Source organism: Pararcticibacter amylolyticus (assembly GCF_003130405.1).
Lineage (GTDB): Bacteria > Bacteroidota > Bacteroidia > Sphingobacteriales > Sphingobacteriaceae > Arcticibacter > Arcticibacter amylolyticus.
The window spans coordinates 13,303-28,531 of record NZ_QEAS01000027.1 but is presented as its reverse complement, the minus strand read 5'-3'; the positions used below and the strand labels follow the sequence as shown (position 1 = coordinate 28,531).

The 15,229-nt window shown below is 47.9% G+C and carries 9 protein-coding genes and 1 riboswitch; of the genes, 4 read left to right on the top strand and 5 right to left on the bottom strand.

Annotated elements, in window-relative coordinates; all coding sequences use genetic code 11:
* Positions 1–3: 3 nt before the first annotated feature.
* The gene (locus DDR33_RS22820; RefSeq protein WP_202913824.1) at positions 4–3,138 is read right to left on the bottom strand and encodes a SusC/RagA family TonB-linked outer membrane protein; all 3,135 of its coding nucleotides are present in this window, start codon (positions 3,136–3,138) and stop codon (positions 4–6) included.
* On the bottom strand, positions 3,135–5,378 hold the full coding sequence (locus tag DDR33_RS22815) for a transferrin receptor-like dimerization domain-containing protein (protein ID WP_109418149.1): 2,244 nt from the start codon (positions 5,376–5,378) through the stop codon (positions 3,135–3,137). Before DDR33_RS22815 ends, DDR33_RS22820 begins: the two co-directional genes overlap by 4 nt.
* Before the next feature lie 388 nt (positions 5,379–5,766).
* Positions 5,767–5,867: riboswitch (SAM riboswitch) on the bottom strand.
* Between the two features lie 238 nt (positions 5,868–6,105).
* Here DDR33_RS22815 and DDR33_RS22810 point away from each other — a divergent pair.
* On the top strand, positions 6,106–8,694 hold the full coding sequence (locus DDR33_RS22810) for an alpha-L-arabinofuranosidase C-terminal domain-containing protein (protein ID WP_109418120.1): 2,589 nt from the start codon (positions 6,106–6,108) through the stop codon (positions 8,692–8,694).
* 58 nt (positions 8,695–8,752) lie between these two features.
* On the opposite strand, the gene DDR33_RS22805 is transcribed toward DDR33_RS22810, so the two are convergent.
* A complete protein-coding gene (locus DDR33_RS22805) occupies positions 8,753–10,360 on the bottom strand; it encodes a Na+/H+ antiporter (RefSeq protein WP_109418119.1) in 1,608 nt (535 codons plus the stop codon).
* Positions 10,361–10,420: 60 nt separating this feature from the next.
* Between DDR33_RS22805 and DDR33_RS22800 the strand changes: the two genes are divergently transcribed.
* The 3 genes from DDR33_RS22800 to DDR33_RS22790 all read left to right on the top strand — a co-directional run bounded on the left by DDR33_RS22800 (position 10,421) and on the right by DDR33_RS22790 (position 13,372).
* The gene (locus DDR33_RS22800; RefSeq protein WP_109418118.1) at positions 10,421–10,807 is read left to right on the top strand and encodes a hypothetical protein; all 387 of its coding nucleotides are present in this window, start codon (positions 10,421–10,423) and stop codon (positions 10,805–10,807) included.
* A 189-nt stretch (positions 10,808–10,996) separates the two neighbouring features.
* On the top strand, positions 10,997–12,088 hold the full coding sequence (locus tag DDR33_RS22795) for a Fic family protein (protein ID WP_109418117.1): 1,092 nt from the start codon (positions 10,997–10,999) through the stop codon (positions 12,086–12,088).
* 192 nt (positions 12,089–12,280) lie between these two features.
* Entirely contained in the window at positions 12,281–13,372 is a 1,092-nt protein-coding gene (locus DDR33_RS22790; RefSeq protein ID WP_109418116.1) for an SGNH/GDSL hydrolase family protein, read from the top strand.
* A gap of 64 nt (positions 13,373–13,436) precedes the next feature.
* On the opposite strand, the gene DDR33_RS22785 is transcribed toward DDR33_RS22790, so the two are convergent.
* Complete coding sequence (locus DDR33_RS22785) at positions 13,437–14,078, bottom strand: DUF6266 family protein (RefSeq protein WP_109418115.1); 642 nt, start codon at positions 14,076–14,078, stop codon at positions 13,437–13,439.
* 9 nt (positions 14,079–14,087) lie between these two features.
* Complete coding sequence (locus tag DDR33_RS22780; protein ID WP_109418114.1) at positions 14,088–14,969, bottom strand: hypothetical protein; 882 nt, start codon at positions 14,967–14,969, stop codon at positions 14,088–14,090.
* Positions 14,970–15,229: the final 260 nt, after the last annotated feature.

The following is a 15,229-nucleotide window of genomic DNA, read 5'->3' as shown; positions in this document are numbered from 1 at the left end:
GAATTAAAATGAAACATCAAATCCAAAAGTTATTGTTTTCTGAGCCGGGTAACGGTAATACGTCACTCCGTCAACCGCCTGTTCGGGATCCATCCCCTTGTGCCCGTAAAATGTCAGGAGGTTCTCGCCCCTGGTATACACTCTCACGTCTGCCAGCCCGGTCTTTTTAATAAAACCCTTCGGAAGCTGGTAGCTGAGGCTCAGATTTTTCAGTCTCGCATACGTGGCATCGTACAGGAACCGGGTGGAGATGCTGTTCCACGTTGTAGCCGGATTGGTGGTCAGTCTCGGAACATCGGTGGCAGTGTTCTCCGGCGTCCACCGGTTCAGCACCTGTGTTCCCCAGGTGCGGCCGGTATTTTCACCCACATGCACCACCATCAGCTCATCCAGGTCGAGGATCTTTCCGCCGAGATTATAGGCCAGGAGAAAAGAAAGCTCTAACCCGCTGAACCGGAACGTATTGGTGATACCGCCGGTAAGATCGGGCAAAGCGCTTCCTGAATAATAAATGTCTGCGTCAGCAGTCGTTTTAACCGTGGTGCGGCCGGTAATCACCTTATTCCCCTGAGCGTCTGTTTCATATACGTTCTTGTACCAGAGCGGGCTTCCTGTTGCAGGGTCCACTCCTGCCCATTCACGGATGTAAAAGTCGTATACCGAACTTCCGACAGTCAGCTTCTTCGTTGACCCCAGCTGCCCGATGGCGCCTGTCGTGATCTCTTTCTGCGGCAGCCTGGTGATCTTGTTCTTAAAGTGGGAGAAATTAACGCCCAGGTCCCAGCGGAACTTCTCAGACAACACCGGTGTCACCTGCAGCGATCCTTCAAAACCCTTATTGGTAAGAGTACCGATATTATCGTCGATAGCGCCGAAGCCAAGCGAAGGTGCAAGCGGGCGGCTGAACAACAGATCCTTCGACTTTCTCTGGTATACTTCGAAAGTACCAGTAACGCGGTTGCTGAAGAGTCCGAAATCAAGTCCCGCATTAAAATTCAGGTTACTTTCCCATTTTAACCCGGGAGTAGGAAGCCTGGACGTAATCAAACCAGCCTGCCCAAGGCTGTTATAAATAGAATAGAGCCCCTGGTAAGCATAGTAACTTCCAAGGTTATCGTTGCCCTGCGCACCATAGCTGCTCCTCAGCGTCAGGTTGCTGAGCCAGTCCGAATCTTTCAGAAAGGTCTCTGATGTGGCATTCCACGATGCTCCGACCGACCAGAAATTACCCCACCTCGAGTCGGGACTAAAGCGCGACGAACCATCACGCCTGAAACTGGCAGACAGGAAATAGCGGTGGTCAAAATTATACTCCAGCTTCCCGAGGAAGCTCGACAGCTTGTAATTATCGGCACTGCCGGTGAAACTGTTGAGCAGCGAAGCCGCTGATGGCTCATCTTTTCCGCCAAAACCAAAGTTACTGCGGCTGCCTGAAAGAGAGGATACATTAAATACATACACTTCCTGCCCTCCCAGCAAATTCACGTTGTTGCGGTTGCCGAAGGTAAAAGTATAGTCCAGCAGGTTGTTCACCGTGTATGCCACTGTGCGGGCACTGCTTTTTGATACGGAACCTCCCGTACTGATGCCCCCGCCAAAAAGCGGATTGGTATATGAATGGTTAAGCCGGTTGTTATAGTCCGTGTTCACGCTGCTTTTAAGCTTTAAACCTGGCAGCAGGTTAAATTGCAGGTTCGCGCGCATTAAAAGAGCGTCCAGCTTATTCTTATATTTATTCAGGTCTGCTCCCCCGAGAAGATTATTTCCCGTTGCCGCGGCACTGGGACGGTAATTTCCAAAATCATATATCCTTTGACCCTGCGAATCCAGCTTATAGGTGCCGTCGGCATTCCGTTCGTATACCGGGTAAATATTCGAAACCAGGCGGCCAAAGTTCGCAAAGTTGCCCTGGTTACTGTCTGTCTGGGGTGGCGCATCCTGATCTGTGGAAGAGGCCGCGATGTTCAGGCCAGCTTCAAACCATTTATTCACACGGGTATTGTAGTTCACCCTCGCGTTAAACCGCTCAAACTGGGAACCAATAATAAAACCCTTGTCCTGGAGATATCCGCCGGATACGAAATACCGGCTTTCGTTACCGCCCCCGTTTATACCCAGGTCTACCTGCCGTCTTACTCCCGTCCTGTTCAGCGACTCGTTCCAGTCGTCATTCCACAATGGAACGGCGCCTGCAACCAGCTTTCCATCTGTTCCCACCGGCTGCGAATAATCCGGGCCATACGGGTTTACCTTCAGGGTACCCACCAGTTCCCGGCTGGCATATTCGGCAGCCTGCTGGGCAGTCTTTCCCTGGTCAAGCTGCTGATTCCGGATAGCTTCCCATTCCAGTTCGAAATACTGGCCGGTGTTCACGTAATCATAGTCGTCTACTGCCCGCGATGCTACGCCTGTACTGGCATTCAGCGACACCACCGGCTTCGCATTAAGTTTTCCCTGCTTGGTGGTGACAATGATCACCCCATTGGCGCCACGGCTTCCGTAGAGGGCACTGGCAGCGGCATCCTTCAGCACAGAGATGGACTGAACATCCGCCGGGTTGATCGAATTGATATTCCCTGAATAGGGAATCCCGTCCACGACATACAGCGGATCACTGGATGCATTCACCGAACCTATTCCCCTCAGGCGGATCGTCGCTTCGCTCCCGGGCTGCCCGGCACTTGCGATGGACTGGACTCCTGGAACTGTTCCCTGCAACGTCCTGCTGATATTCGATACCGGCTGTTTGGCAATATCTGCGGCGCTCACGACCGAAGCCGATCCCGTATAGGTTGCTTTATTGGCGGTTCCGTAGGCTACAACGACCACTTCATTCAGTGCATTGGCCTGCGACTTCAGCTGTACATTCAGTACCCCTGTTCCGGCCGGCACCTGCTTTGCTTCAAAGCCAATAAAAGAAAAGACAAGCGTTGCTGCATCATTGTTGACCGTTATGGAATACCGCCCGTCGGGCGCTGTAGAGGTCCCCTTTTTCTGCCCCTTTACCGAAACGCTCACGCCCGGCAATGTCTGCCCGGTTCCTTCCTGTGTGACAACGCCTGTAATACGGCGCTGCTGGCCATACGTTTGCACCCGGATGGCAAACGATAGCAATATGAATAGATAAAGAAATTTCATTTTACTTGTGATAAGTATTGCTGTTGATTGATTTTACCAAGCTGACGCGCTAAACGCAGAATGGCTGCGGTCACTACTTCGGTTTGATGTTTGGCTTCATCCCATTTCCCCTGCTCAATAGCTTCCCTGATACCGGGCAGTGTTTTAACCCCATAACCTGTGTAGAAACCCGGTGCGTAAATAGTATGGCGGTACCATGGACGATGAGGCAGGCCTTCATCGCTTAAAAGGCTTTTCTCCGCCTGGAACAGAAGCTGGTTAAGGGCTGCCCGCGCTCTTGGGTTCCCTCCGGCGGCCTGTGTCTTGCCGGACAATGCAATGGCCGCGGCATCAAGGCTGTCCAGGGCACTCTTCAGGCTCCCGAACTCAAACTTTGGTACTTCCGGTTTAAGTTCCGGAATTTGCAGCTTCTCACGCGGGTCAGCAGCAAGCTGGTAATACTTATCGCTGACCAGGGTATTCTGAACAGCATAACTTTCACGGAGCTGATCAGCCAGTTGGCTAAGCTCCTGCACATACCCTGAAATCCGGCGGCGAAGACTTGTAAAGTCGAAAGGAAGCACATCCGCGTTTGCGAGGCGCAGAGCTGCACGGCCCGCAGTCTGAGATAATGTCACCCCATAACTGAAATCTGAATCTTTGAACCTGACGTAATCATCATAGGAATCATAAATGGAATGGTAGTCGCCCCCTTCATCTTCTCCTCCATAGCCCAGGTTAAGAGAAGGGATGCCAAGATGCTGAAGAAATGCGGAATAATCAGAGCCCGTTCCCAGGGCCGACAAGGCCAGGGTATCCTTCTTTATGAGCTCTTTTTTCTGCTTAGCGGTGCCTGCTCTTACGATATCCCTTGCTTTCAGCCGCTCGTACACCGTTGCTCCTGTCTGCGGATCTTTGACACTACGGGAAATTCCGTCTACCAGGTTTTCCAGGGCATGCGAACCTCCGGCACCGAGGAAGCCCCTGCTGTTCCCGTCCGAATTAATATACGCAACTGCTTTTTTCTGCAATTCCGCAGCATGATACTCTGCCCATTCGGTGGAGCCTAGTAATGACTGTTCCTCTCCGTCCCAGGCGCAATAGACCAATGTCCTTTTAGGCCTGATCCCCGATTTGTAAAGGGTTCCTATCGCTTTCGCCTCTTCCAGTAAAGCAGCAAGACCGCTTACAGGATCATCGGCGCCGTTTACCCAGGCATCGTGATGATTCCCGCGAATCACCCACTCATCGGGATAAACAGAACCTTTAATCTTCGCTATCACATTATAAGCAGGTACAATATCCCAGTTCGACTCTACTTTCAGATGCACCTGTGCCTGTCCCGGCCCGATCCTGTAGGTGAGCGGAAGGGCTCCGCGCCATTCAGCCGGAGCAACGGGGCCGCCCAGGGCTGCCAGAAGAGGCTGTGCATCGTGATAACTGATGGGCAGAACGGGAATCTTAAGAATCGTAGGGGCTTCACTCCGGTCGATCCGTTTTGCCTTTTCTGTCGCTCCTTCGTTCGGGGTAAGAGGATCTCCGGGGTAAACCACCATATCCATTACCGACCCTCTCTGCACCGTATGTTCGTTCTTAAACGGTCCTTTTGGATACACGTCTCCCTGGTAATACCCGTCCTCTTTCGGGTCTGAATAGATGATACAGCCAATTGCTCCGTGCTCCCATGCAATCTTAGGCTTTATTCCCCTCCAGGAGCGTCCATAACGGGCAATCACAATTTTCCCTTTTATGTCGATGCCGTAACGCTTCAAGACTTCGTAATCTTCCGGCAATCCAAAATTTACAAATACCAGTTGACCGGTGACGTCGCCATCTGCTCCCCAGGCATTGTAGGTAGGCAACTGCCCTTCCTGCCCCGAAGTCGCATCTTCCGGGAATGCCGGCTCCTTCAGGAGAGCTGTGAACTTCGTGGGTGCAATAAGCTCCAGCAAACGGTTCTTCGGCGTGGGAAAAAGAACCTGGTAGGTTTCGATCCTGGCATCCCATCCGTAGCTTGCAAACCGCCTGCGTATAGATTCAGCAACGATCTTTCCCTGTGCAGATCCGAGATGGTGGGGCTTTGCCGAATACTCCCTGATAGCTTCTCCGATGTTTTTCTTACTTAACAGTTTATCGAACTTGTCTTCCAGTTGCAGCTGCGCCTGTGATGACTGGCCCGGAAATCCGTTTATATGACTCTGTCCGAATGAGGTGAATGACAGGGCAAAACAAAATAAAAGTGTGTATATACTTCTTTTCATCGAAAGTTTAAATGTTGTGAACAGCAGGATTACAGGTGCAGCACGGAGACTTGATATAAAATACCATGCATACGACAGGAGTATACCTATCCGCAACCGGACAATCCTGCTCTGATATTAATAAAATGTACAAGTAGTGCCTGAACGTCCCGAACGGGGACAGGCATTGCAGAAATTAAAGTATGCTAATAGTGATTAGCAACAACACATTCGCTTACAACAGCTGACTGGAGAGATAGAGGTTTTAGAGGAAGAGGTCTGATGATCTACAAAAAGCCGGTAAGCGGCAGACTGTCGCCCGGAGGCTGAACGTTCATTTGCAACAATGTCTAAATAAATTTCCATAACTGTTTTGATTTATACTAAACTTATTCAGATTGACATACCAACCTTATCTCTTCCGCTGTTGCGGACAGGAATTAGCACCTTGAATATTTACAGGTTGCTAAGACTTCACAGGGCCTTTCCCTCCGTCTTTCTGGATAAGTATTAAAAGAACACTGGACAAAGGTAAAACAATAATCTACAAAGTCAATAGACTATTTAAAATATTCTATTAAAACTAAAAAGCAGGAATGCCAGGGTTAAATAGAGGCGAAACTCTGCAACGCTCTGCCCCATCCGGTCTGCTTTTAATTTACATCTACTAATTGTAAAATTGACATTTAATATTATTTTTGTTTTCTTCAACACACAGAACCAGTTAACCAATCCCTGATAGTAAACCATGACGAAGAAATTTCTGATAATCAGCTTCCTTTTACCCGCTTTCATCCAGTGCGTATTTGCCGCCAACCATAAAGCACTTGATCAGCCCGACTCGCTTTACCTTTTCTCTTACGGAACTAATGGCTTACGCTTTGCCTGGAGCATTGACAAGCAGAACTGGACTGCAATCGGCAATGGATACCCTTTTCTCAGGAGCGACTACGGTACCTGGGGAGCAGAGAAAAAGATGTATACCCCTTACCTGATCAGGGGAGCAAACGACACCTGGCAGATCGTTTGGAGCGTCAATGACCGGGCATTGCAGTTTGCGCACGCCAGTTCCGCAGATCTCATTAACTGGCGGCCTCAGAATTATCCTTATGTGCAAAAGGGCAGGAATGTACTTCGCCCCGTAATTTCTTACAGCAAAAGCACAGGTAAGTATACCATTGTTTATGCCGATTCAGGAAATGAATACTTCCGCACGGAAACGAAGGATTTCAAAAGCTATACGCCTGTTGAAAAAATAACAGCCTCAGCTTATACAAACCTGGGAACAACCGTTTCTCTTCAGGGTGAGAAGGTGGAGGGTCAGGTTCACCGCGTGGCGTGGGCCCTTGTTGAGGGTCTGATAAAAGCGTATGACCTTCAGCAATACAAAGCCATCCAAAACGCTGAAACAACCAAAGACGATGCAATCCGCTTCGCGGGATTGAAAACGGTAGATGCAGAGATCATGCTTCATCCTGGCGAAGCAAAAAAAATTAGTACAATGTTGACAGGTGTGTTTTTTGAAGATATTAACTACGGGGCAGACGGTGGTCTGTATGCAGAACTGATCCAGAACCGGGATTTTGAATATCACCCCCGGGATAAGAAATATTCGGACAAGGAATGGAACAGCAGCTCTTGCTGGAGCCTGAAGGGAGAAAATGCCAGCTTCAGAATCGACTCTGTGAAGCCTGTACATCCAAATAATCTTCATTATGCGGTGCTGACGGTGGAAAAGCCCGGCGCATCACTCGTAAACACAGGATACGATGGTATCGCTGTAAAGAAAGGCGATCCCTATATCTTTTCGGCATTCACCGGGTTGCTACAGGGAAAAGGAAACAAACTGGCGATAAAGCTTGTCAGCGACAGCAGGGGAGTTCTTGCCGGCAACACCATAACAGTTTCAGCATCTGGCTGGAAATCTCTAAAGAGTACCCTGATACCCTCTGCCGATGCATCCGATGCCCGTCTGGAAATACAACCCCTCAGTTCCGGCGGCATAGCACTCGACATGGTATCGCTGTTCCCCCAAAAAACATTTAAAGGCAGGAAAAACGGTCTCCGTGCCGACCTCGCACAAACCATCGCCGATATACATCCCCGGTTTGTTCGCTTTCCCGGAGGCTGTGTGGCCCATGGCGACGGCATCGCCAACATCTATAAATGGAAAAACAGCATCGGTCCGCTCGAGAGCCGCAAAGGCGACCGCAATATCTGGAACTACCACCAGAGCATGGGACTTGGATATTTTGAATATTTCCAGTTTTGTGAAGATATAGGAGCTGAAGCTGTACCTATTATTGCTGCAGGAGTTCCCTGCCAGAACTCTTCCACGGGTGGGGGCGGACAGCAGGGAGGCATTCCAATGGACGAAATGGGAGCCTATATCCAGGATATTATAGATCTCGTGGAGTATGCTAATGGCGCCCCGAATACGGTCTGGGGCAGAAAACGTGCAGAAGCCGGGCACCCCAAGCCCTTTAATCTTAAGTACATCGGGATTGGAAATGAAGATATGATCACTGATGTTTTCCGCGAGCGTTTTGAGATGATCTACAAGGCATTGAAAAAAGCACATCCGGAAATTACCGTGATCGGCACGGCAGGCCCGTTCTTTGAAGGATCAGATTACGTAGAAGGCTGGAAGATAGCTTCAGAACTGAATATCCCGGTAATGGATGAACATTACTATCAGTCGCCCGGATGGTTTATCAACAACCAGGACTTCTATGACCGCTACGACCGCTCCAAATCCAAGGTTTACCTCGGAGAATATGCAGCAAGCCTACCCGGCGGGAACAAAACCAACCTCGAAACTGCCCTTGCAGAAGCACTTTATCTCACTTCTTTAGAAAGAAACGGTGACGTGGTAGAGATGGCTTCTTATGCCCCTCTTTTAGCCAGGGAAAATCATACGCAATGGAACCCCGATTTGATCTATTTCAACAATACAGAAGTTAAGCCCACAACTGGCTATTATGTGCAGCAGCTTTATGGCCAAAACGCGGGAGACCAATATATTCCCTCATCAGTATCGTTATCCAACACCAACACCCCGGTAAAGAAACGCATTGCCTGTTCAGTTGTGAAAGACAGCAAAACAAACGAGATAGTGGTAAAGCTGGTGAATATCCTCCCGGTACCGGTAAACACATCCCTCGATCTTCAAACGTACAGGCCGGAATCCGGGAAAGCAGGAAAAACAGTGATCAGCGGAAACCCGGCAGACAGGGATGTTCGTCCGGTTATAAGCCAAACAGACATCGGCGGAAAAACTACCCTTGAGCTGGCTCCCTACTCTTTCACGGTTTTGAGATTCAGGGTCAAAAACTAAAACGATCTCTTACATAAGTTCTCCCCGGGAGGAATCCGTTGAATGGATCCCTCCCGGCTTAATGTCCGCTCCCGTTAATCTTCAGATCATTCAGGTCAAGCTGAAGTTCCGCTTTCCTGATCTCTTCATCGCTAAAAAGATTATACTTCCGAAGTCTGAATAATTCTTTGCGTTGTTCCGCATACACTTCAGACAATGCCTTGCGGTAAGACCGGATCTGATCCATTTCGGTAATATCACACTCCAGAGATTCAAGGCGCTGTTCATTTGCGGCAATATCGCGTTCCAACCCGTTTTTATATAAAGCCAGCAATTCATTTTCTTCCACGCGCTTGCTGCAATGATCTTTAATGTAGCGGAATGCCACCCGGTCGAGGTTTAGCTGGATCCCGGTTTCCTGTTCTTCCTGGCGGACGATGGGATCAATCTCACGGAGACGGATCAGTTTGATCAAAAAAGGAAGGGTGAGCCCCTGGAATACGAGCGTCACAAAGATCACCACAAACGTGATAAAAACGATCAGGTTCCGGTGCGGGAAAGGGCTTCCGTTCGCCATGTAGAGCGGGATAGAAAGTGCGGTCGCCAGAGAAACCACTCCTCTCATCCCCGCCCAGCCGATCACCAGCGGGCCCTTCCATCCGGGAGGAGGGTCGCGCCTGACAGATGCACTCAGCCAGCGGGGCACGAAGGCTGTAGGATAGATCCAGGCGATCCTGACGATAATAGCAAGCGCACTGACCAGCAGCCCGTATTTAATCCCTTCGGCGATGGAATAGTCGCCAAGGCCCTCTATGATCTCAGGCAAGGCCAGTCCGATCAGGATAAAGACCAGCGCGTTCATCACGAAGATCATCGTCGTCCACACTCCGAGCATGTTCAGCCGGGTGTTACCGGTACGAAAAACCTCATGCGACCGCCAGGATAAAAACAGTCCTCCCGAAACAACTGCCATCACCCCGGAGAAGTGAAAGTGCTCGGCAGCAAGAAAGAGAATATAAGGTGTCATGACAGTCAGGGCCGCATCTATAGCAGGTGTTGTCGGCAAAAACCGGTGGATGACGTACAAAATGTGAGCTCCGGCGAGGCCCACTACTATTCCCATCCCGGTAACCAGTACAAATTGCAAAGATGCATCCTGAACAGAAAAGGTGCCGGTAAGTACAGCCGCCAGAGCAAACCTGAAAACGATCAGGGAGGAAGCATCGTTCACCAGGCTCTCCCCTTCGAGTATAGCAAGCAGCCTTTTCGGGACACGCATCCCTTTCAGAACCGTGGTGGCAGCTACTGCATCCGGAGGAGATACAATTCCTCCGAGCAAGAAGCCTAAGGCGAGGGTGAACCCCGGAATCATGGAAGATGTTACCCAGGCAACAATACTGGATGTAAAAAAGACAAGCCCGAAGGCAAGAAGGATGATCGGCCTTTTCCACTTCCAGAAATCATTCCAGGAGGTATACCAGGCTGCTTCGTAGAGCAGAGGCGGCAAAAAGATCAGAAACACCAGCTCCGGGTCAAGATGTAAACGGGGCAGTCCCGGAACAAGACTGATCGCCAGACCGGCGATAACCAGAAAAATGGGATAAGCGATCTTCACCCGCTTCGCCAGCATCACCAGTAAAAAAACGACAAATAACAGGCTCAGTACAAACAGTATTCTATCGTGCATGACAACGAAAATAAAACAAAAATGCCCTTAATTCACTTCCTCTAGTCAACAAATATAAGTATGCAAAAGAAACTATCTATTGAAGAAGTCCTCGATACAAAGCAAAAAAAATTAGCCTTCTTCCAAAATGTAATACTGGTTGCCGCAGCAGATAAGGTACTCGACGAAAATGAAAGCAATTTCCTGCTTTTCATAGGAGACAAATTAGGTTTAAGCCCGGATGATGTGATGCCAATTGCCGATAACCTCGGCGTACTCAGTTTCATCATCCCCCAAGATGGTCTTCAAAAGACCCTCGAACTGCAAACCCTGGTACAGATGATGATACAGGACGGCGAAATCCACGACACAGAATACGCCCTCTGCCTGGACTATGCTCACCGTATCGGTTACAGCAAAGAGATCCTGGATGATATGATCGCACAGTTTTCAGAGAACCCGTCCTGATTAAAGATGTGAAAGTGTTGAAGAATGTTCATGTCGAAAAAAAGCATTAAATTCGACATGAAACAAAATTCATGTCGAACGCTTCGACATGAAAAAATGTTCATGTCGAAAAAAAGCATTAAATTCGACATGAAATAAAATTCATGTCGATCAATTCGACACGAATCAAAATAGTATCGGAGATTCACCATGTCTTATAACAAGGATATTCCCTATAATGATCTGCCCAATCTGCCCCCTCCGGACTTTACAGAGTCACCGGAAATACTCAGGCATCTCATAAAAGCGTCCCGGCATTTAGGCGAGCTAAATGGACTTTGCGCATCCTTACCTGATCCTCAACTATTAATCAACACCATCGTCCTCCAGGAAAGTAAAGACAGCTCTGCCATTGAGAATATTGTCACCACACAAGACGAGTTATATAAAGCAACGATAGAAGAAGAATCTGGCAGTACTGCAGCAAAAGAAGTATTAAATTATAGAGAAGCACTATACAAAGGCCTTGAAAAGATGAAAGGGCAAAAAAACCTTTTACTTGCCAACACAATGGTTGAAATAGTACAAACGATCAAAAAAAACGATTCGGGAGTCAGGAAAACTCCGGGTACGGCACTAAAAAATGCCATTACCGGCGAAGTGATCTATACCCCGCCATGCTGCGAAGACATATTAAGAGAAAAATTAACTGATTTAGAGAATTTTATAAATGATCCGGGTTCTTCCATCTTCGATCCTCTCATCAAGATGGCTTTTATTCACTATCAGTTCGAAGCTATTCACCCTTTTTCTGATGGTAACGGCCGTACAGGACGTATTGTGAATGCACTTTATCTTGTACAACAGGAACTATTATCTCAACCGGTCTTATATCTCAGCTCATACATTGTAAAGCACAAGCCCGAATATTACCAGCTACTGAGAGAAGTGACCGAAAAAAACAACTGGCATAACTGGATCATGTATATGCTTACAGCGGTAACGGAAACGGCACAACTGACTACCAAAAAGATAAGACACCTGCTTGCCTTAAAAGATGAGACAGAAGAAAAAATAAAACAGGCCTTAGGAGCATCCTTTAGCTACGATCTGTTACAATTGATGTTTACGCTGCCCTATCTGAAAATTGATTTACTGGAGAAAAAAGGTCTGGCGCACCGGCAGACCGCATCTGCCTGGCTAAAAAAACTAACAGATTCAGACATTGTAAAACCACAAAAAACGGGGAGGACAACTTACTACGTTAATCACAGATTAATGGATCTATTGTCCTCTCATTAGCACGATCAGCTATCAACCCGGAACCTGTGCTTTCTCATAAAGAATTCTTTTTTATCCAGCTTTTCATGGTATTTGTTTTTCTGTTCAATAGAAAAACAGATGGAAGCACTCGATACGAACCTGCATAATCACAGATTTATCCAAAAAAATCGCATTACACTTACTATATTGCTAACCTGAAATATCACAAACATGAATACGCTTTTAAAGCACAGCCTGTCATCTTTTCTTTTAGCAGTTCTTTCCCTTACCTGCTTTGCCCAACTATCGGTAAAACCCGGTAATAAAAACATCTCCTATATGGGAAGAATAAAAGTAAACGAAGATTCCGTATCATTTTACTGGCCGGGCTCTTCCGCTACGCTGAACTTTACAGGTACCGGCATTATAGCAGACATGAAATCACTCGGCGAAGAGGGCTTTTTCTATGCCATCATCGACGGAGATGCTTCCAACGCACTTAAATTCGGGTCAAACAGCTCCAGGCAAGACTTTACGCTGGCCAAAGGCCTGCCGCAGGGGAAGCATACTTTGGAACTTTTTAAGGTTTCTAATAACACCTCTGAAAATATTCTGTATGGACTTGAAATTGAAGGCAATGCCAGTATCTCCGAACCGGAAAAGCTTCCGAAAAGGAAGATAGAGTTCTACGGAAATTCGATCACTGCAGGACACGGCGTAGACGTTCCTGCAGGAATGGATGACTCGGGCTTAGCCAAATACTTTAACAACTATTACACGTACGCGGCGTTAACCGCCCGTCACTTCAACGCTCAGTATTCCTGCATAGCCCGTAGCGGCATCGGTATTATGCTGAGCTGGTTCCCCGAGATCATGCCCGAAATCTACGACCGTCTAGACCCCGCCGATCCCCGCAGCAAATGGGATTTTAATCAATATACCCCGGACATCGTGGTGATCAATCTCTTCCAAAACGATTACTGGCTCTCAAACATGCCCGAACACCCGCAGTTTAAAGCCCGCTTCGGCACAAAAAAGCCGACAGAGGACTTTATTATCCAGTCCTATCAGAGTTTCGTTGCAAGCATTCGTAAAAAATATCCCAAAGCCCATATCATCTGTGCCCTGGGAAACATGAATGCCACTGAGCAAATTTCAAAATGGCCTGGCTATATTAAACAAGCAGTATCTAACCTCCACGACAACAAGATCCACACTATTTTCTTTCCATATAAAAATACCCCCGGCCATCCTAAAAAGAATGAACAGCAGGCCATGGCCAACGATTTAATCGGGTTTATCGAGAAAACGATTAAGTGGTAGCATACACGCATATAACCACTATTGCCGGGAAGTGAACGTCAGTTCTTTCAGATGTAGCCAATCTTCAGTTTGTCTGTATTTCTCCCAGGTACTGCGTTTGCGAATTATCCCCATATGGTGATGTGTAAAACATAAAGCACTGCCATGTTCCGGGCTCCGGGATGTCAGGAGGATCTAAAAGCGCCTGTCCCTCCCTCCTTTCGAGGCAACCGGTGCTGAGGAAATGAGAAACAGTGTTCTCATGATAGAACACCAGGTTCACTTTATCTTCGGGAGAAATAAAGGAATTTTTTATTTCAGCAGACCATCTTACAAGAAACTTTTTCTCCGGCGTAACTTCAACAGTTGCCTCTACAGGCTTGGGAAGGCTGCCGCGGCTGAGCGCTATCCTGCTGTAGTCAATTTTCCATTTACCATCTTTCAGGACAACTGCCCACTTCAGGTTATATCCAAATGCAATATTATAGGCAGTCTTGAAACGAACGTCTTCATTGCTATATCCGATTTTAAGCAGCTTAGCCATAGGATAAAGAAATGCCGACAGTATTCTGAACTTCTCGCGCTGGGCAGTCTGTGCTTCGCTGGCGGGTTTATGAGTGGGTTTTGAAATTCCCCGCATATAATCAACCTTCCGCCACTTGCTTCCGATTACACTTCCGGCTTTGCCGGAGAAAGGGCCATTAATCCCTTTTTTATATACTCCCATGCTGTTCCTTTATGAATATATAATCATTTCAACCCCCTGCTGTACCTCCGTTTCATCCTCTTCTTCCACCAGCAAAAAATTACGGATCAGCTCATTTCCCATGTAACCATTGAGAGCCTCCTTATCCAATGCTCCTGACGAAGCCTCATCCGTATTTCCGGGGCCAGCATGAAAGGCTGTCAAAATCGTGGCAGGACACCAGTCCTTTCCGTTTACATACCTTCTGCCCGACTTGTTGTCATCTGTGAAGTAAGCCAGAGACAAACAAACGAACACTATACCCCCTTCGGGGATCAGCGGTGAAAAATACCATTCCAGGGGCTCGTTTTCTGTTATCCTGACATCGGCATTCCTCCGTTCCAGCCTGATAAAATAATCTTTCCTGAGGTTGAAAGCAGTAATATGCACAGAAATGGAACAGCGCAGCTGCGACGGAAATTTAGGATAAACTACATCCTGCTTACCGGAAAAAGCCGGCAGGAAGAAGGAAACACGATAGTTTTCATCTACAGAGACTTCCGGCTTTACTTTCAGGGCCCTGTCAACGGGCGACTTGATATTGAACTGGAAACCGGCAAACACATCCGTATCCCCGTCATGAAGATCCCGGTGCAGGATCTTTTTATCACTTGCAGTGATAGACTTTTTTACGACCGCCGTGAGGCGGTTAGTGATGTCGCTGTCGTAAAAATCACAGATATAGCTCATCGCTTTGCGAATAACTTTCCCCGTGGTGCTGACAAGCCCCCACTCGCCGCTGCACTTTTTTGTAGCTTCGGTTTGGTTGACCTCGTCCGGAATTGCCTGCACAATGTTTTTGCCGCCCAGCACCCTGTTAATTTTATCCCCTGCACGGCCCCTCAGATTTCCCTGCCTGTCTCTGACTGCCATAATTTTAAATGTTTAGTTAAATAACTGAATATATAGTGATAAACAATTTCAAAGGAAGAAAGGTTATAGAATTATGTGATTACTGTGTGAACCCCAGTGGATTACGATGGGAGACGAGAGCAGGATGACAGCACAGTGAGAGCACGGTGAGTGCACCCTTTCCTGGCAAAGGGTGCACTCACCGTGCTCTCAACGTTCACTCACCGGGCATTCACCCGGGACAGGGATCACAACGGGGTACCAAACGGGCAGGATGGTTC

Excerpts from the sequence above, each read along its gene's own strand:
- DDR33_RS22805 (WP_109418119.1), bottom strand. The coding sequence starts at position 10,360 with ATGCACGATAGAATACTGTTTGTACTGAGCCTGTTATTTGTCGTTTTT.
- DDR33_RS22815 (WP_109418149.1), bottom strand. The coding sequence starts at position 5,378 with ATGAAAAGAAGTATATACACACTTTTATTTTGTTTTGCCCTGTCATTC.
- DDR33_RS22795 (WP_109418117.1), top strand. The coding sequence starts at position 10,997 with ATGTCTTATAACAAGGATATTCCCTATAATGATCTGCCCAATCTGCCC.
- DDR33_RS22820 (WP_202913824.1), bottom strand. The coding sequence starts at position 3,138 with ATGAAATTTCTTTATCTATTCATATTGCTATCGTTTGCCATCCGGGTG.
- DDR33_RS22790 (WP_109418116.1), top strand. The coding sequence starts at position 12,281 with ATGAATACGCTTTTAAAGCACAGCCTGTCATCTTTTCTTTTAGCAGTT.
- DDR33_RS22785 (WP_109418115.1), bottom strand. The coding sequence starts at position 14,078 with ATGGGAGTATATAAAAAAGGGATTAATGGCCCTTTCTCCGGCAAAGCC.
- DDR33_RS22780 (WP_109418114.1), bottom strand. The coding sequence starts at position 14,969 with ATGGCAGTCAGAGACAGGCAGGGAAATCTGAGGGGCCGTGCAGGGGAT.
- DDR33_RS22810 (WP_109418120.1), top strand. The coding sequence starts at position 6,106 with ATGACGAAGAAATTTCTGATAATCAGCTTCCTTTTACCCGCTTTCATC.
- DDR33_RS22800 (WP_109418118.1), top strand. The coding sequence starts at position 10,421 with ATGCAAAAGAAACTATCTATTGAAGAAGTCCTCGATACAAAGCAAAAA.